Origin of the sequence: Streptomyces sp. NBC_01429, assembly GCF_036231945.1 — a bacterium.
Taxonomy (GTDB): domain Bacteria; phylum Actinomycetota; class Actinomycetes; order Streptomycetales; family Streptomycetaceae; genus Streptomyces.
Map to the genome: position 1 here is coordinate 1,035,140 of NZ_CP109599.1, position 17,757 is coordinate 1,052,896.

At 72.3% G+C, this 17,757-nt stretch carries 15 protein-coding genes; 10 read left to right on the forward strand and 5 right to left on the reverse strand.

Annotated elements, in window-relative coordinates; all coding sequences use genetic code 11:
• The first annotated feature begins 21 nt into the window (after positions 1–21).
• The 3 genes from OG627_RS04460 to OG627_RS04470 all read left to right on the forward strand — a co-directional run bounded on the left by OG627_RS04460 (position 22) and on the right by OG627_RS04470 (position 3,419).
• A complete protein-coding gene (locus OG627_RS04460; protein ID WP_329061620.1) occupies positions 22–1,005 on the forward strand; it encodes a carbohydrate ABC transporter permease in 984 nt (327 codons plus the stop codon).
• Positions 1,002–1,913 (forward strand): carbohydrate ABC transporter permease, encoded by a 912-nt coding sequence (locus tag OG627_RS04465; RefSeq protein WP_329061621.1) that lies wholly within the window; start codon positions 1,002–1,004, stop codon positions 1,911–1,913. The genes OG627_RS04460 and OG627_RS04465 overlap by 4 nt, the downstream gene beginning before the upstream one ends.
• 81 nt (positions 1,914–1,994) lie before the next feature.
• The gene (locus OG627_RS04470) at positions 1,995–3,419 is read left to right on the forward strand and encodes a GH1 family beta-glucosidase (RefSeq protein ID WP_329061623.1); all 1,425 of its coding nucleotides are present in this window, start codon (positions 1,995–1,997) and stop codon (positions 3,417–3,419) included.
• A gap of 43 nt (positions 3,420–3,462) precedes the next feature.
• Here the strand turns inward: OG627_RS04470 and proP are convergent, their stop codons facing one another.
• Positions 3,463–5,016 (reverse strand): glycine betaine/L-proline transporter ProP, encoded by a 1,554-nt coding sequence (proP, locus tag OG627_RS04475; RefSeq protein WP_329072350.1) that lies wholly within the window; start codon positions 5,014–5,016, stop codon positions 3,463–3,465.
• A gap of 384 nt (positions 5,017–5,400) precedes the next feature.
• Here proP and OG627_RS04480 point away from each other — a divergent pair, with 384 nt between their 5' ends.
• From OG627_RS04480 to OG627_RS04500, 5 genes are all read left to right on the forward strand, one after another.
• The gene (locus OG627_RS04480; RefSeq protein WP_329061625.1) at positions 5,401–6,810 is read left to right on the forward strand and encodes an MFS transporter; all 1,410 of its coding nucleotides are present in this window, start codon (positions 5,401–5,403) and stop codon (positions 6,808–6,810) included.
• 115 nt (positions 6,811–6,925) lie between these two features.
• Entirely contained in the window at positions 6,926–7,396 is a 471-nt protein-coding gene (gene aroQ / locus OG627_RS04485) for a type II 3-dehydroquinate dehydratase (protein ID WP_329061627.1), read from the forward strand.
• Complete coding sequence (locus OG627_RS04490; RefSeq protein WP_329061629.1) at positions 7,393–8,262, forward strand: shikimate dehydrogenase; 870 nt, start codon at positions 7,393–7,395, stop codon at positions 8,260–8,262. Before aroQ ends, OG627_RS04490 begins: the two co-directional genes overlap by 4 nt.
• Positions 8,263–8,288: 26 nt before the next feature.
• Positions 8,289–10,124, forward strand: a complete 1,836-nt coding sequence (locus OG627_RS04495; protein WP_329072353.1) for a bifunctional sugar phosphate isomerase/epimerase/4-hydroxyphenylpyruvate dioxygenase family protein — start codon at positions 8,289–8,291, stop codon at positions 10,122–10,124.
• 84 nt (positions 10,125–10,208) lie between these two features.
• Positions 10,209–10,868, forward strand: coding sequence for a TetR/AcrR family transcriptional regulator (locus OG627_RS04500; RefSeq protein ID WP_329061631.1), 660 nt, complete (start codon positions 10,209–10,211; stop codon positions 10,866–10,868).
• Positions 10,869–10,911: 43 nt separating this feature from the next.
• Here OG627_RS04500 and OG627_RS04505 read toward each other — a convergent pair whose 3' ends face one another.
• The 4 genes from OG627_RS04505 to OG627_RS04520 form a co-directional block, all read right to left on the reverse strand.
• Positions 10,912–13,119: a 3-hydroxyacyl-CoA dehydrogenase NAD-binding domain-containing protein gene (locus tag OG627_RS04505; RefSeq protein ID WP_329061633.1), complete on the reverse strand. Its 2,208-nt coding sequence runs from the start codon at positions 13,117–13,119 to the stop codon at positions 10,912–10,914.
• An 80-nt stretch (positions 13,120–13,199) separates the two neighbouring features.
• Positions 13,200–14,414, reverse strand: coding sequence for an acetyl-CoA C-acetyltransferase (locus OG627_RS04510; RefSeq protein WP_329061635.1), 1,215 nt, complete (start codon positions 14,412–14,414; stop codon positions 13,200–13,202).
• 35 nt (positions 14,415–14,449) lie between these two features.
• Positions 14,450–15,586: a CaiB/BaiF CoA transferase family protein gene (locus OG627_RS04515; protein ID WP_329061637.1), complete on the reverse strand. Its 1,137-nt coding sequence runs from the start codon at positions 15,584–15,586 to the stop codon at positions 14,450–14,452.
• Between the two features lie 144 nt (positions 15,587–15,730).
• The gene (locus tag OG627_RS04520; protein ID WP_329061639.1) at positions 15,731–16,495 is read right to left on the reverse strand and encodes an endonuclease V; all 765 of its coding nucleotides are present in this window, start codon (positions 16,493–16,495) and stop codon (positions 15,731–15,733) included.
• A gap of 46 nt (positions 16,496–16,541) precedes the next feature.
• Between OG627_RS04520 and OG627_RS04525 the strand changes: the two genes are divergently transcribed.
• Together OG627_RS04525 and OG627_RS04530 are read left to right on the forward strand one after the other, a co-directional pair.
• Positions 16,542–16,835: a YciI family protein gene (locus tag OG627_RS04525; RefSeq protein ID WP_329061641.1), complete on the forward strand. Its 294-nt coding sequence runs from the start codon at positions 16,542–16,544 to the stop codon at positions 16,833–16,835.
• Positions 16,836–17,055: 220 nt separating this feature from the next.
• Positions 17,056–17,472 carry an SsgA family sporulation/cell division regulator gene (locus tag OG627_RS04530; RefSeq protein WP_329061643.1) on the forward strand — a complete coding sequence of 139 codons (417 nt, stop codon included), beginning with the start codon at positions 17,056–17,058 and terminating at the stop codon, positions 17,470–17,472.
• Positions 17,473–17,757 lie beyond the last annotated feature (285 nt).

A 17,757-nucleotide genomic window follows, 5' to 3' on the forward strand; every position in this document is an offset into this window, starting at 1 on the left:
CCCGCTCCCGAAGGCCGTTCCATGACTCTCACTGGCACCGCGAAGGCGGGCGCGGCGAAGGCCGCGCCCGCGCCGCCGCCCGGACGCCCCGCGGGCCGGGCGTCCGCCGCGCGCCGCGCCTGGCGCGCCTTCTCGCCGTACGCCTACCTCGCCCCGTTCTTCACCCTGTTCGCGGCCTTCGGGCTCTTCCCGCTGCTCTACACCGCGTACGTCTCGCTCTACCGGGTGGAGCTCCAGACGCCCGGCGACCTGGAGTGGCGCGGCTTCGGCAACTACGCCTCGATCTTCGGTGACGAGTTCTTCTGGACCGCGCTGCGCAACACCTTCACCATCGGTGTGCTGTCGACCGTGCCGCAGCTGGTGATGGCGCTGGGGCTGGCGCATCTGCTCAACTACAAGCTGCGGGGCCGGACTTTCGTCCGTACGGCGATGCTGCTGCCGTACGCCACCTCGGTGGCCGCCGCCACCCTGGTCTTCGCCCAACTCTTCGGCCGCGACTTCGGGCTGATCAACTACGTGCTGGGGCTGGTGGGCATCAGCCCGGTGGACTGGCAGACCGGCACGGTCGCCTCGCAGATCGCCGTCTCCTCCATCGTCGTCTGGCGCTGGACGGGGTACAACGCGCTGATCTACCTGGCGGGCATGCAGTCCATTCCGAGCGAGCTGTACGAGGCCGCCGAGGTCGACGGCGCCTCGCGCTGGCGGCAGTTCATCCATGTCACCCTGCCGGGGCTGCGGCCGACGATCGTCTTCACCGTCGTCGTCTCGACCATCGGCGCCACCCAGCTGTTCGGCGAGCCACTGCTGTTCGAGGGGTCCATCTCGGGCGGGATCTCGCACCAGTACCAGACGCTCGGCCTCTACATGTACGAGCAGGGCTGGGGCTTCTTCCATCTGGGCCGGGCCGCCGCGATCGCCTGGGTGATGTTCGTTCTGATCGTGCTGCTGGTCGGGGTCAACGCCCTGATCGCGCGGCGCCGTTCCCGCAAGGAGGCCGGCCGATGACCGCGCTCGCCGCACCGCCGACCCCGCCCACCGAGCCCGCCGGGGACACGGACCGGCCGAAGCCGCCCGGCCGCCGGAGCCGGGCCGGGCGCACCCAGCACGGCGGGAAGCTCTCGTATGTGATCCTGGCCGTCGCGCTGCTGTTCTCCGCGTTCCCGTTCTACTGGACGATCGTGGCGGCCAGCCGCTCCAACGCCGATCTGGCGAAGGTGCCGCCGAGTCTGCTGCCGGGACCGAACCTGATCGGCAACTTCGAGGCGGTGCTCGAACAGGCCGATATCGGCAAGGCGTTGCTCAACTCGCTGATCGTGTCGGGCTCGATCACGGTGGGTACGGTGCTGTGCTGCACCCTGGCCGGGTTCGCCTTCGCCAAGCTGCGCTTCCGGGGCCGGGGCGCGCTCCTCGCCATCACCATCGGCACCATGATGATCCCGCCGCAGCTCGGGGTCATTCCGCTGTTCATGCTGATCGCGGAGCTCCAGTGGGTGAACCAGCTCCAGGCCGTCATCCTGCCCGGACTGGTCTCCGCCTTCGGGGTGTTCTTCATGCGGCAGTACCTGGTGCAGTCGCTGCCGGACGAGCTGATCGAGGCGGCGCGGGTGGACGGCGCCTCCACCGCGCGGATCTTCTGGTCGATCGTGGTGCCCATCGCCCGCCCGGGGATGGCCGTACTGGGCATGCTCACCTTCATGGCCGCGTGGAACGACTTCTTCTGGCCGATCATCGCGCTCTCCTCGCAGAACCCGACCGTTCAGGTGGCGCTGCGCCAGCTCGGCGGCGGCTATGTGCACGACCAGTCCGTGATCATGGCGGGCACGCTGCTCGGCACGCTGCCGGTACTGCTGGTCTTCGGGCTGCTCGGACGGCAGATCGTCGGCGGCATCATGCAGGGCGCCGTCAAGGGCTGAGGGTCCGTCACCGCTCCGTCCCTGTTTCCCCCCTACGTTCCCGCCACTCGTTCCGCCTCTTCTCACAGGAGTTCCTTCCACATGACCGCTGTCGACGCACGTTCCCCGATCGCCACGGAGCTGCGCTTCCCGCGCGGTTTCCGCTGGGGGACCGCCACCGCCGCGTACCAGATCGAGGGCGCCGCCGCCGAGGACGGCCGTACCCCGTCCATCTGGGACACCTTCAGCCGCGTCCCCGGCCGGGTGCGCAACGGTGACACCGGCGACATCGCCGCCGACCACTACCACCGGCTGGACGAGGACATCGCGCTGCTCAAGGAGCTGGGCGTCACGGACTACCGCTTCTCGGTGGCCTGGCCGCGGGTCCAGCCGACGGGACGCGGACCGGCCGTGCAGCGGGGGCTGGACTTCTACCGGCGGCTGGTGGACGGGCTGCTCGCGGCGGACATCACGCCGGTCGCCACCCTCTACCACTGGGATCTGCCCCAGGAGCTGGAAGACGCGGGCGGCTGGCCGCAGCGCGAGACGGCGCAGCGGTTCGCCGAGTACGCGCGGATCACGGCCGAGGCGCTGGGCGACCGGGTGACGACGTGGACCACGCTCAACGAGCCCTGGTGCGCGGCGTTCCTCGGGTACGCGTCCGGCGTGCACGCCCCGGGCCGCACCGACCCGGCCGCCGCGCTGCGCGCCGCGCACCACTTCAATCTGGCGCACGGTCTGGCCACCCGGGCGCTGCGCGAGACGCTGCCGGCGAAGGCCGAGGTCTCGCTGACCCTGAATCTGCACTCGCTGCGTCCGCTGACGGACTCGGCGGCGGACCTGGACGCGGTGCGCAGGATCGACGCGGTGGGGAACCGGATCTTCCTCGATCCGGTGTTCCACGGGCGGCTGCCGGAGGACCTGGTCGAGGACACCGCCTCGGTGACGGACTGGTCGTTCGTGCGGGACGGCGATCTGGAGACGATCTCGGCGCCCATCGACTCGCTGGGGATCAACTACTACTCCCCCACGGTCGTCGCGGCGGCCTCCCCCGGCGAGCCCGCCGGGGACACGGAGGAGGCGTCGCCGTGGCCGGGCGCGGAGGGCCGCGTGCGCTTCCTCCCCGCGCCGGGTCCGCGCACCGCGATGGACTGGCCGGTCGACGCGGACGGGCTGTACGAGCTGCTGACGCGGCTGCGCGACGAGCTGCCCGGCACCCCGCTGATGGTCACGGAGAACGGGGCCGCTTACGACGACTACGCCGACCCGTCCGGCGCGGTCCACGACCCGGAGCGGGTGGAGTATCTGCGCGGGCATCTGACCGCCGTCCACCGGGCGATCGGCGACGGCGCGCCGGTGCGCGGCTATTTCCTGTGGTCGCTGCTGGACAACTTCGAGTGGGCGTACGGGTACAGCAAGCGGTTCGGCATCGTGCACGTCGACTTCGCGACGCAGCGCCGCACGGTCAAGGACAGCGCGCGCTGGTACGCGGAGGTCGTCGGCCGCGGCGGTCTCGGTCTCGGCTGACGAGTCGCGCGTACCGGAATGGCCGGGCGGCGCGGACCGGTGCTCAGCCCCGGTCCGGGCCGCCCTGGCCGTCGGGGCCACCCGGGTCCTGGTGGTGCGGGGCCCGGGGGTGGCGCAGCCGTAGCCAGACGTCCCTGGCCCGGCGCCCCGCCTCCGTACGGCTGTGCGCGACGAGCCGGCGGGCCTGTTCCTCGTCCTCCACCATCGGCCCGGAGCCGCGCAGCGGCCTGCCGGCGGTCTCGTGCAGGAAGAGGGTGGAGACGAAGCCGATGACGCCCGCGACCATCAGGTAGTACGCGGGCACCATGTCGTTGCCGGTCAGTTCCACCAGGCCGGACGCGAACAGCGGTGTCGTACCGCCGAAGAGCGATACGGAGATGTTGAAGGAGATCGACAGGGCGCCGTAGCGCAGCCGGGTGGGGAAGAGCGCGGGCAGGGTGGACGCGGACGTACCGGCGAAGGACACCAGGAGCAGCCCGAGGATCAGGCAGCCGAGGGCCGACAGCACGATGCCGCCGGTGCGGATCAGCAGGAACGCGGGTACGGACAGCACGACCAGCGCGATACTGCCCGCCATGAAGACGGGGCGCCGGCCCCACCGGTCGGAGGTGCGGCCCACGGTGGTGATGGTGAGGACGACCACGACCATCGTCCCGAGCACCAGCAGCTGGGCGGTGAGGGCTTCCTGGCCGACGGTCTCGGTCATGTAGGTGGGCAGGTACGAGGTCACCATGTAGTTGGTGACGTTGTAGAGCAGGACCAGTCCCATGCAGATCAGCACGGCCTGCCAGTGCCGGGTGAAGATCTCTTTGAGCCGCCCCTTGCCGGACTGCCGGGCCTCCTCGACCGGGTCCTGGTCCGGGCCGCTCTGCCGCGCGCGCAGCTCGGCCTGTTCGCTCTCCTTCTGGAAGGCGGGGGTCTCCTCCAGCCGCAGCCGCATGTAGAGGCCGATCAGCCCCAGTGGTCCCGCCACCAGGAACGGCAGGCGCCAGCCCCAGTCCACCATGCCGTCCTCGCCGAGGAGGGCCGTGAGCAGGGTGACGATGCCGGAGCCGAGCGAGTAGCCGACGAAGGTGCCGAAGTCGAGCCAGCTGCCGAGGAATCCGCGCCGCTTGTCCGGTGCGTACTCGGCGATGTACGTGGTGGCGCCCGCGTACTCGCCGCCGGTGGAGAAGCCCTGGACGAGGCGGCAGAGCAGCAGCAGGAGCGGCGCGGCGAAGCCGATGGTGCCGTAGCCGGGCAGGAAGCCGACGGCGAACGTACTGATCGCCATCATGATCATGGTGGCGGCGAGTACGCGTTTACGGCCGATGCGGTCGCCGAGCGGGCCGAAGACCAGGCCGCCGAGGGGCCGGACCAGGAAGGCCGCGGCGAAGGTGGCGAAGGTGGAGACCACCTGGGTCCCCGGTGAGCTGGAGGGGAAGAAGACCTTGCCGAGGGTGCCCGCCAGGTAGGCGTACACCCCGAAGTCGAACCACTCCATGGTGTTGCCCAGAGCGGCCGCGGAGACCGCCCGGCGCACCTCGGGCTTGTCGGTGACCGTGACGTCGTCGGCGCTGAGGGGCTCCTTGCGGCGGCGCAGCAGGATCCGGAGCAGCCGGTCGTTGGCGGGGGCGCCGCCGCGGCCGGGCTTCCCGCTCCGTCGGGGGTTCGGTGACTTCGGTCGTGCAGCACTCATGTGACACCGTCCACGGGCAGGGCAGGAACTGGAACATTATTCCCGTTGAGTGATCAGTCCGGCGAAAGCGGGACGTACGGGCATCGCGTGTCGTGCGGGACGCGACGGGCAGCCAAGCGCCACCGCGCCTTCGGGAGAGGTTTCCGCGCGATGTCTTGACAGTTTCCGGTGCCGGTCCGAGGATCCTGCTCAACGTAATTAACTATCCAGTGCGTTAATTAGCGCGTCTTTCGTGCCGAGCGCCCTCGCGCACCGGGCGCTCTGCGCCGCCTCCCCGTCCCGTCCCCCCTCTGAGGAGCCCGCGTGTCCGCACACTCGCCCGACGCCTCGCGACCGGCACCGGCAGCCCCGCAGGGCAAGCCCCGCAAGGCGGCCGTGGCCGCCTGGATCGGCAGCGCCCTGGAGTACTACGACTTCTTCATCTACGGCAGCGCCGCGGCCCTGATCTTCCCCAAGGTCTTCTTCAACCCGGACCACCCCGCGACCGCGACTCTCATCTCGCTGGGCACCTTCGGAGTGGCGTACGCGACCCGGCCGCTCGGCGCGCTGTTCCTCGGCCACATCGGCGACCGGCTCGGCCGGCGCCGGGTGATGGTCCTGACCCTGATCCTGATGGGCATCTCGACGTTCCTCATCGGCGTTCTGCCCACCTACGACCAGATCGGGGCCGCCGCGCCCGTCCTGCTGGTCCTGATGCGCATGCTCCAGGGGATCTCGGCCGCGGGCGAGCAGGCCGGCGCCAGCTCGATGACGCTGGAACACGCCCCCGAGGACCGGCGCGGGTACTACTCCAGCTTCACCCTGAACGGAACCCAGGCGGGTCAGATCCTCGCCACCCTGATCTTCATCCCGGTCGCCGCGCTCCCCGACGACCAGCTCTACACCTGGGGCTGGCGGATCCCGTTCCTGCTGAGCGCCCTCGTCGCGGTGGCCGGGTATCTCATCCGGCGCAATCTGGAGGAGACCCCCGTCTTCCAGCGCGAGCGCGAGTCGGCGGCCCGGACGCGGGCCGAGCTGCCGCTGGTCCATCTGCTGCGCAACCACTGGGCCGATGTGCTGCGCGTCGTCGCGGCGGCCACGATCGCGACCGTCTCCACGATCTTCACCGTCTGGGCCCTCTCGTACGCGACCAGTGACGCCGTCGGCATGGGCAGGACGGCCATGCTGTGGGTCGGGGTGAGCGCCAACGCCGTGGCCCTGCTGGCCATCCCGCTCTGGGCGCGGCTCTCGGACCGGATCGGCCGCAAGCCCGTCTTCCTCATCGGTTCGCTCGGCTCCGGAGTGATGGTCTTCGTCTATCTGTGGGCGATCTCGACCGGCTCCTATCCGCTGGTGCTCCTCGCGGGCATCGTGTTCTTCGGCGTCGTCTACAGCGCGGCCAACGGCATCTGGCCGTCCCTGTACGGGGAGATGTTCTCCACCCGGGTCCGGCTCTCGGGCATGGCGATCGGTACCCAGATCGGCTTCGCGGTCGCCGGATTCGCCGTGAGCTTCGCGGCGCGGATCGCCGGCCCCGACGGGGACAACTGGGTGGGGGTAGGGATCTTCACCGCCGTCTTCTGCGCGCTCAGCTCGCTGGCCGTGGTGACCGGCCGGGAGACTCATCGAGTGCCCACCGCGGAACTCGGCGTCAGGAGCGACCCGGCGGACGGGGACGGCGGGGACGGCCGGACCCCGTCCGGGAGCGACACCCCGCGCTCCGTACGCGCCTGACCGGGCGGGCCGGCCCCGCGCCCGACCCGGCCGGGGCCGGCCCGCCCGGACCGGCCCCCCGTTCGCGGACCGAACATCCCGGCCCGCCCACTCCCCCTCACCGGAAAGATCACCGATGACTGACCCGTCCGACCGCTCCACGGCCCGCCCCGTCCTCGTACTGAACGGCCCCAATCTCAACCTCCTCGGGGTGCGGGAGCCCGAGGTGTACGGCAAGGAGACCCTCGCCGACATCGAGGCGCTGTGCCACGCCACCGCGACCGAACACGGCCTGCGGGCCGACTTCCGGCAGAGCAACCACGAGGGGGTGCTGATCGACGCCGTGCAGGAGGCCCGTACCGCGCACCGGGGCATCCTCATCAACCCGGCCGGCTACAGCCACACCTCGGTGGCGCTGCGCGACGCGCTCGCCGCTTCGGACCTCCCGGTCGTGGAGGTCCATCTGTCGAACATCCACACCCGCGAGCCGTTCCGGCACTTCTCGTACGTCTCGGCCGTCGCCTCCACCGTGATCTGCGGGGCGGGCGCGTACGGCTACGCGCTGGGACTGGCGCAGCTGGCCCGGCTGACGGCGGTGGTCCGATGACCGGCGCCTCGTACCTCACCGGTCTGATCGGGGCGGGCATCGGCCCCTCGCTCAGCCCCGCTCTGCACGAGCGGGAGGCGGACCGGCACGGACTGCGGCTGCTCTACCGCGTCATCGACATCGACCGGCTGGGGGTGGGGCCCGAGGCGGTCGGTGAACTGGTGCGGTCCGCGGGCGCGCTCGGGTTCGACGGGCTGAACATCACGCACCCCTGCAAGCAGCTGGTGATCGGGCATCTGGACGAGCTGTCCCCGGGGGCGGCGGCGCTCGGCGCGGTCAACACCGTCGTCTTCCGGGACGGGCGGACCATCGGGCACAACACCGATGTCACCGGCTTCGCGCAGTCCTTCGCCCGGGGGCTGCCCGGGGTCCCCACCGGCCGGGTGGTCCAGCTCGGCGCGGGCGGGGCCGGGGCAGCCGTCGCGCACGCGCTGCTCACCCTCGGCACCGACCGGCTCGCGCTCGCCGACACCGACCACGCCCGCGCGGTGGCCCTCGCCGACGCGCTGAACGCGCACTTCGGGCCCGGCCGCGCGAGCGCCCTCGCCGGCCGCGACCTGGCCGGGCGGCTCGCCCGCGCCGACGGCCTCGTCCACGCGACGCCCACCGGCATGGCCGGCCACCCCGGGCTGCCGCTGCCCGCCGGACTGCTGCGGCCGGGGCTGTGGGTCGCCGAGGTGGTCTACCGGCCGCTCGACACCGAACTCGTGCGGCTGGCCCGCGATCTGGGCTGCCCCACCCTCGACGGCGGCGCCATGGCGGTCTTCCAGGCCGCCGACGCGTTCCGGCTGTTCACCGGCCTGGAGCCGCACCCCGACCTGATGCTCGACGACTTCGCCGACCTCGTCGGCGCCCCCACCCCGTGAGGAAGACCGCCGTGCGGAAGACCGCCCTGCGCAAGTCCATCGCCACGGTGTCGCTGAGCGGCTCTCTCTCCGAGAAGCTCGGCGCCGCCGCCACCGCCGGGTTCGACGGGGTCGAGATCTTCGAGAACGATCTGATCGCGAGCCCCCTGAGCCCCGAGGAGATCCGTACCCGCGCCGCCGATCTGGGCCTGACCATCGACCTCTACCAGCCGTTCCGGGACGCGGAGGCCGTACCCGAGGAGATCCTCGCCGGCAATCTGCGGCGCGCGGAGCGGAAGTTCGCTCTGATGGAGCGGCTCGGCGCCGATCTGCTGCTGGTCTGCTCCAGCGTCTCGCCCGACGCGGTCGACGACGACGCGCTCGCCGCCGAGCAGCTCCACCGGCTCGCCTCGCTGGCCTCGGAGCACGGGATCCGGCTCGCCTACGAGGCGCTCGCCTGGGGACGGCACGTCCATACGTACGACCACGCCTGGCGCATCGTCGAGGCGGCGGGCCATCCCGCGCTCGGCGTCTGCCTGGACAGCTTCCACATCCTCTCGCGCGGGTCCGATCCCCGGGGCATCGAGGAGATCCCCGGGGAGAAGATCTTCTTCCTCCAGCTGGCGGACGCTCCCCGGATCGCCATGGACGTCCTCCAGTGGAGCCGCCACTACCGCTGCTTCCCCGGCCAGGGCGACTTCGACCTCGCTGGCCTGGTGGGGCACACCGTGCGGGCCGGCTACACCGGGCCGCTGTCGCTGGAGGTGTTCAACGACGTCTTCCGGCAGGGGGACGCGGGCCGTACGGCGGTCGACGCGCTGCGCTCGCTGCTCACCCTGGAGGAGTCGGCGGGGCTGAGCGCGCCGCCCGCGCCCGTCGCGGCGACGGGGTTCGCCTTCGCCGAGCTGGTCACCGCCGACACCGAACCGCTGCGCGCCCTGCTGCGCACACTCGGCTTCGCCCGGACGGGACGGCACGCCACCAAGCCGGTGGACCTGTGGGAGCAGGGCGAGGCGCGGATCCTGCTCAGCGGCGCCGGAGCCGGCCGGCGGGACGGCGCGGCCCTCGCCGCCCTCGGTCTGGAGACCCCCGCCCAGGACGCGGCCGTACGGCGGGCCGAGGCGCTGCTGGCACCGGTCGTGCCGCGCAGGCGGGCCGAGCGGGACGCGCCGCTGGACGCGGTGGCGGCGCCGGACGGCACCGAGCTGTTCTTCTGCGGCACGGCGGCGGACGGGACAACAGGCGGGGCAACAGGCGGGACGGCGGGCTGGCGGGGCGACTTCCCGGCGGTCCCCGGCCCCGGCGACACCGGGATCACGGGCACCGGGGAACCCACCGGTCTCACCCGTATCGACCATGTCGCGCTGCCCCAGCCCTGGCACCAGTTCGACGAGGCGTCCCTCTTCTACCGGAGTGTGCTGGGCCTCGAACCGGACGAGAGCCTGGACCTGGCGGACCCGTTCGGGCTGGTGCGCAGCCGCGCCGTGTCCAACGCCGACGGCTCCCTGCGGATCGCGCTGAACGTCGCCCCCGGGCCCGGCGAGCGGTCGGCGCGCCCGCAGCACATCGCACTCGCCACCGACGACATCGTGGCCACCGCGCGCCGGCTGCGCGAGCGCGGCGCCGGACTGCTGCGCGTCCCGGGCAACTACTACGACGACCTGGAGGCCCGCTATACGTGGGCCCCGGGGAGGCTCGCCGCGCTGCGCGAGTACGGCATCCTCTACGACCGCGACGCGGACGGGGAGTTCCACCACTGCTACACCGCGACGGTGGGACGGGTCTTCTTCGAGATCGTCCAGCGCACCGGCGGCTACCGGGGCTACGGCGCCCGGAACGCGCCCGTACGCCTCGCCGTCCAGCACGCCGCCGGCCGGGGCTGACCGCCGCGGCCCGCGGCCCACCCCCGGCCAGGAGCCGTCTCGTTAGACTCGGGGCCCACCACGCACTTCGCCGCGAGGAGCCCCATGGGAGCCGCCGTCCCCCCGTCGACACCACCTGTCACGCGCACGCGGGACGCGGCGCGGACCCGGGAGGAGATCCTCGACGTCGCGACCCGGGAGTTCGCCCGGCTGGGGTACGCGGGCGCCCGGGTGGACGAGATGGCGGCGCGCACCCGGACCACCAAGCGGATGATCTACTACTACTTCGGCAGCAAGGAGCAGTTGTTCACCACGGTGCTGGAGCGGGCGTACGGGGTGATCAGGGCCGCCGAGCAGGAGATCGACGTCGCGCATCTGGACCCGGTCTCCGCGATCCGGCGGCTGGCCGAGGTCACCTTCGACCACCACGAGGCGCATCCGGACTTCATCCGGCTGGTCTCGATCGAGAACATCCACGAGGCGGAGCACATCGCGGCGTCGTCGACGCTCGGCTCGCTCAACTCCCCCGCGATCGCGGTCATCGGCCGGATCCTGGACGAGGGGCGGGCGCAGGGCGTCTTCACCGCCGAGGTGGACGCCATCGATCTGCACGCGATGATCAGTTCGTTCTGCTTCTTCCGGGTGGCCAACAGGCATACCTTCAGCAGCCTGTTCGGACGCGACCTGACGGCGCCGGACCGCCGGGAGCACTATCGCGCGCTGCTGGGCGACATGGTGATCGCCTACCTCACGGCCGACGCCTGACACGGGTGGTGGGCCGGGAGGCCCACCACCGGGCGGCCGGCTGTCAGCCGTCGCCGAACGTCTCGCCCCGCTCCGCCTTCGCCACCAGCAGCGCCGGGGGCTCGAAGCGCTCGCCGTACAGCTCCGCCAGCTCGCGGGCGCGCGCGACGAAGCCGGGCAGGGCGCCCTCGTACCCGTTGATGTACTGGAGCACGCCGCCGGTCCAGGCGGGGAAGCCGATGCCCATGAGGGAGCCGATGTTGGCGTCGGCGACCGAGGTCAGCACGTTCTCCTCCAGACAGCGGACGGCGTCCAGGGCCTCGGAGAAGAGCAGCCGCTCCTTCATGTCATGGAAGGGGACGTCGGTGGCCTCCGTGCAGAAGTGCTCGCGCAGCCCCGGCCACAGCCGGGTGCGCGCGCCGTTCTCGTCGTACTCGTAGAAGCCGGCGCCGGCGCCGCGCCCCGGGCGGTCGAACTCGTCGACCATCCGGTCGACGACCCAGTCGGCGGGGTGCCCGGTCCAGACGCCGCCGGCCTCCTCCGTCGACCGCCTGGCCTCCTCGCGGATGGCGCGCGGGAGGGTGAAGGTCAGCTCGTCCATGAGGGCCAGGACCTTGGCCGGGTAGCCGGCCTGCGCGGCGGCCTGTTCGACCGAGGCGGGCTCGATGCCCTCGCCGATCATCGCGACGCCCTCGCTGAGGAAGCGTCCGATCACCCGCGAGGTGAAGAAGCCCCGCGCGTCGTTGACGACGATCGGGGTCTTGCCCAGCGCGCGCACCAGGTCGAAGGCGCGGGCGAGGGCCTCTTCGCCGGTCCGGCCGCCCTTGATGATCTCGACCAGCGGCATCCGGTCGGCCGGTGAGAAGAAGTGCAGCCCGATGAAGTCGGCGGGCCGGTGGACGCCTTCGGCCAGCTCGGTGATGGGCAGGGTGGAGGTGTTGGAGCAGAGCAGCGCGTCGGGCTCCACGAGGTCCTGCACCTCCTGGAACACCTTCCGCTTGAGCGCGCCGTCCTCGAAGACCGCCTCGATGACGACATCGCACCCGGCGAGGTCGGCCGAGTCGGCGGTGGGGGTGATCCGGGCCAGCAGCGCGTCGCGGTCGGCCTCCGTCGTACGGCCCCGGGCGAGCGACTTGGCGAGGCGCCCGCGCGCGTACTCCTTGCCCCGCTCGGCGGCTTCCGGGGACACGTCCCTGAGGACGACGTCGAATCCGGCGCGGGCGCAGGAGTAGGCGATGCCGGCGCCCATCATCCCGGCGCCCAGGACCGCCACCTTGCGCACCTCGCGCCGCGGGATGTCCCGGGGGCGGCTCGCACCGGAGTTGACGGCCTGGAGGTCGAAGAAGAACGCCCGCATCATGTTCTTCGCGGTCTGTCCGGTCACCAGCCCGGTGAAGTAACGGGCCTCGACGGTCTGCGCGGTCTCGAAGTCGACCTGCGCGCCCTCGACGGCCGCCGCGAGGATCGCGCGCGGCGCGGGGAACGGGGCGCCGCCGAGCTGCTTGGTCAAGTTGGCCGGGAAAGAGGGCAATTGGGCGGCGAGAGGCCCACTGGCCGGGGTGCCGCCCGGCATCCGGTATCCCTTGACGTCCCAGGGCTGCGCCGATGCGGGGTGGGCGTCGATGAAGGCGTGGGCCTTCGCGAGCATCTCGTCTGCGGTGGCGGCGACCTCGTGCACCAGACCGTTCTCCAGGGCGAGCGCCGGAGGGTACTGGGTGCCCTGGAGCAGCACCCTGAGCAGCGCGTCGGCCAGCCCCAGGAGCCGTACGGTACGGGTGACCCCGCCGCCGGCGGGCAGCAGCCCGAGCGTGACCTCGGGCAGCCCGATCCGGGAGCCGGGGACGTCGAGGGCGATGCGGTGGTGGCAGGCGAGGGCGATCTCGTAACCGCCGCCCAGGGCGGCCCCGTTGATGGCGGCGACCAGCGGCTTGCCGAGGGTTTCGAGGCGGCGCAGGGCGTGTTTGACGGCCATGCCGCCCTCGAAGACCGGCCGGGCGTCCGCCGGCCCGTACGTGATCATGTCCTTGAGGTCGCCGCCCGCGAAGAAGGTCTTCTTGGCGGAGGTGATGACGATGCCCCGGATGGAGTCCCGCTCGGCCTCGGCGCGGTCGGCGATCACCGCGAGGGAGTCCCGGAACGCCTGGTTCATGGTGTTGGCGGACTGGTCCGGGTCGTCGAGGACCAGGGTGACGACTCCGGTGCCGTCCCGCTCCCAGCGGATGGCGGGAGAATCCGGGGAGGCGGGGGAAGCGGGGGCGGTGGGCTCGCTCATGCTGCTGCTCCGTATGGGGAGTTCCGGATCGGGGATCGGGAGGCGGGGCCGGACAGGGACGGGCGGTCAGAGGCGGGCGGTCAGAGGCGCTCCACGACGGTGGCGACGCCCATGCCGCCGCCGACGCAGAGCGTGACGAGCCCGTACCGCTTGTCCTGGCGCTCCAGTTCGTCCACGAGGGTGCCCAGGAGCATCGCGCCGGTGGCTCCGAGCGGGTGGCCGAGCGCGATGGCTCCGCCGTTGACGTTGACCTTGTCCAGGGTGAGGTCCATGTCGTCCACGAAACGCAGCACGACCGCGGCGAAGGCCTCGTTCATCTCCACGAGGTCGATGTCGTCGATCGTCAGTCCCGCCTTGGCGAGGGCCTTGCGGCTGGCGGGAGCCGGTCCGGTGAGCATGATCGTCGGCTCGGATCCGGAGACGGCGGCGGAGACGATCCGGGCACGCGGCGTCAGCCCGTACCGTTCACCGGTCTCCCGGGAGCCGATGGCGACGAGGGCCGCGCCGTCCACGATGCCGGAGGAGTTGCCCGCGTGGTGGACATGGTCGATGGCCTCGACCCAGTGGTACTTCTGGAGGGCGACGGCGTCGAAGCCGCCCGCCTCGCCGATCCGCGCGAAGGACGGCTTCAGCGCGGCGAGCGAGTCGGCGGTGGTGCCGGGGCGCGGGTGCTCGTCGTGGTCGAGGACGGTGAGTCCGTTGCCGTCGAGAACGGGGACGAGCGAGCGGGCGAAGCGGCCGTCCTTCGACGCGGCGGCGGCCCGCTCCTGGGAGAGCGCCGCGTACTCGTCGACGTCGCGCCTGCTGTAGCCGCCGAGGGTGGCGATCAGGTCGGCGCCGATGCCCTGGGGGGCGAAGCCGGTGGCGAAGCTGGTCATCGGGTCCATCGCCCAGGCGCCGCCGTCGGAGCCCATCGGCACCCGCGACATCGACTCGACGCCGCCCGCCAGGACGAGGTCCTCCCAGCCGGAACGGACCTTGGCGGCGGCCAGGTTGACGGCTTCGAGACCGGAGGCACAGAAGCGGTTCTCCTGTACGCCGGCGACGGAGTCGGGCAGTCCGGCGGCGACGGCCGCGACCCGGGCGATGTCCGAGCCCTGGTCACCGAGCGGGCTGACCACTCCGAGGACGATGTCGTCGATGGCCGCCGGGTCGAGTCCGGGGAGGCGGGCGCGCAGCTCGTGGATCAGACCGACGACGAGATCGATGGGCTTGGTGCCGTGCAGGGCTCCGTCCGCCTTGCCCCGGCCGCGCGGGGTGCGGATCGCGTCGTACACGTACGCTTCGTTGCTCACGGCGACTGCCTTTCGGTTCGGTCGGTTCGGGTGTTTCAGGCGGGACCGGCGTCCGGGTCGCGGCTCGGCAGCTGCCAGTCGCGGGCGACCTCGGCGGCGTCCGCGCCGGGCCGCGCGGGCGCGCGGCGCACGGAGGCCGGGGTGGCGGAGAAGCGGGGCGCGGGGGCGGGCTGGACGATGCCCGCGTGCTCGGTGAAGGTGGCGCGGGCCGCGAGATGCGGGTGCGCGGGGGCCTCGCGGAGCGAGAGCACCGGCGCGACACAGGCGTCGGACCCGGCGAAGATCTCGGTCCACCGCTCCCGGGTCTCCCCCTTGAACCGGGCGGCGACCGCCTCCCGCAGCTCGTCCCAGCGGTCGATGTCGTTGCGGGCGGGCAGTTCGCCGGCGATGCCGAGCAGCTCCACGAACTGCCGGTAGAACCGCCCTTCCAGCGCGCCGACAGCCATGTACTGGCCGTCGGCGGTCTCGTACGAACCGTAGAAGGGGCTGGCGCCGTCGAGCAGATTGGCCCCGCGCCGGTCCTGCCAGCCGCCCGCCGCCATCATGGCGTGGACCATGGTGGTGAGATGGGCGGTGCCGTCCACGATCGCCGCGTCCACGACCTGTCCGGCGCCGTCCGGGGTACGGGCGTGCTGGAGCGCCGCGAGCACCCCGATGACCAGGTAGAGAGCGCCGCCCGCGTAGTCGCCGAGCAGATTGGCCGGCAGCGCGGGCGGCTCGTCGTCCTTGCCGATCATGGAGAGCGCCCCGGCCACGGCGATGTAGTCGATGTCGTGTCCCGCGCGCTCCGCGAGCGGGCCGTCCTGCCCCCAGCCGGTCATCCGGCCGTACACGAGCCGCGGGTTGCGCTCCAGACACGGAGCGGGACCGATGCCGAGGCGCTCGGCGACGCCCGGCCGGTAGCCCTCGATGAGGATGTCGGCGCGCTCGGCCAGTTCGAGGACGCGGGCGGCCCCGTCGTCGGCCTTGAGGTCGATGAGCACGGAGCGCTTGTTGCGGTTGGTGAGGTCGTACGCCGGATCGATGCCCAGCCCCGCGCCGCCCGGCCGGTCGACCCTTACGACATCGGCGCCGAGGTCGGCGAGCGTCATGGCGGCGAAGGGGCCGGGACCGATCCCGGCCAGCTCGACCACGCGTACACCGGTCAGCGGACCGCTTCCTGTCGCCGTCATGGGGCCCCCAGCGCTCTGTGACACAACTGATCCGACTGATCCGCCCGATGGTGGCGGTGCGACCGTGTGACGGAGGTACGGGCCGCGTGCCGGGCGCCCGTCACCACCCGGCACGACCCGTCGTGGTGAGCAAGCGCTCAGCACCTACGAGCCTACGCCGTAGGACGGGCCGGATCCCACGCCGCCGTCACCCGCCGCCCGGCTGGCCCCGCCCGGCGAACTCCCCGTCGCCGCGGTCGCGTCGCGCAGCGCCCGGCGGCAGAGGGCGTCGGCGCGCCGGGTGGACTCGGGCAGGCGGTAGCGCGGGGTGAGGCGGAGGGTGTGCGCGCGGGCGGTGGGCAGGTCGACGCGGTGGCCGACCGAGACGAAGACGGGCTTGACGTCGGCCCGGGTGCGCAGCGCGGCGCCGACCTCCTCCCCGTCGTCCGCCAGCAGCGGCGAGGAGTCCCCGCGCCGGGGGCCCGGCGGGTCGTAGGAGAAGGTGAACGGGTTCTTCGCGACGCCGATCACGGGCAGTCCGGTCAGCACGCCGAGATGGGCGGCGAGCCCGAAGCGGCGCGGGTGGGCGAGCCCGTAGCCGTCGCAGACGACCAGACCGGGGTCCGAGGTCAGGGATTCCAGCGCGGCCAGGACGGTCGGGATCTCCCGGAAGGCCAGCAGACCGGGCACGTAGGGAAAGGCGACCCGGCCGACGGCCGTGGCCTCCTCGACGACATCGAGGGTGGCCGCGTCGAGCACGACGGCCGCGGCGGCGACGAGGTCGCGTTCGTCGTCGTAGGCCACGTCCACGCCGGTGACCAGGCCCGTGCCCGGGGGCGGGCCCGCTTCGTCGCGCACGACCAGGCCGCGCAGCTCGTCCTGGACGGCGCGGGCCTCGGCCTCGTCGGCGGGTGTTCTGATCTTCTTCATGGCGAGCACAGCCTAGAGCCCCGCTCGCGGTCATAGGCTGATGATCATGTTCGTACTGGAATTGACCTACACGGAATCCATCGAGCGCGTCGACGCGCTGATCGACGCCCATGCGGCCTGGCTGGACGCCGGATACGCGGCCGGTACCTTCATCGCCTCGGGCCGCAAGAACCCGCGCGACGGCGGGGTGATCCTGGCGGTCGGGGAGGACCGCGCGGAGATGGAACGGCTCACGGCGGCCGATCCGTTCGTGACCGGCGCGGTCTGCGTGTACCGGATCACCGAGTTCGCCGCGACGAAGACCGCGCCCGCGCTGGAGCCGTACCGGCGGCAGGCGTAGCGCCCGGCGGCAGGCATGGCGACCGGCTCTCGCGGCTGTCGTCCGGCCGGTGGCGCGGGCGCCGCTCCCGCCGTACGGTGACACAACTCACTCCCCTTTCCGCGCACGTATCGAGCCCTTCCACCGTCTTTCCCTGTGGGCCGTCTTTCCCGCGGGGAAGACCGCGATCGATCTCCGGTCCGATGCCGTCGGACCACCGTGCGACGAAGGGGAGCAGGACATGTCACCCGTCATCGAGCAGGCCGTGCAGGCCAGACTCGTTTCGTCCGCTCCCCGGATGGAGACCGTTCCCGCGACGCTCCTCTACGACCGGGAGGACCCGTTCGCCGTGCGGATGGCCTTCCCGCCCCCGGCCACGCTGGAGGGCACCGAGGTGACGTGGGAGTTCTCCCGCGAGCTGCTGGCCACCGGGGTGAGCGAGGCCGCCGGTGTCGGCGATGTGCGGGTGCGGCCCTTCGGGTACGGGCGTACGGTCCTGGAGTTCCACGCCCCCGAGGGCACCGCGATGGTCCATCTGCGCACCTCGGAGCTGCGGCGCTTCCTGGACCGCGTCCAGGGGCTCGTGCCGGCCGGCCGCGAGCATCTCTATCTGAATCTGGACCACGATCTGACCGAACTGCTGCGCGACGCGCGCTGAGGGTCCGGTCGTCCGTACGCCCCGCCTCCCCCCGCACCCCTCCCGATCCACCCACCGATCGCGCCCGCGCGTCCGAGGGCTCATCAATCGCGTTGACACCCGCCGAGCCCCCTCCCTACCGTGGGTCATGTCCTGTTGTCGCCGATCGGAGTAGGACGTTGCGCATCTGAGGTCCTGAGACACCGTGCCGCCCGGCCCGCCGTTCACCGGCCGCCGCGCGGATCGTGTGTGACCTCGGCTGCCCAGGTCCCGTCCAGGCGATCCCGCCGGACAGGATCCAGCCGT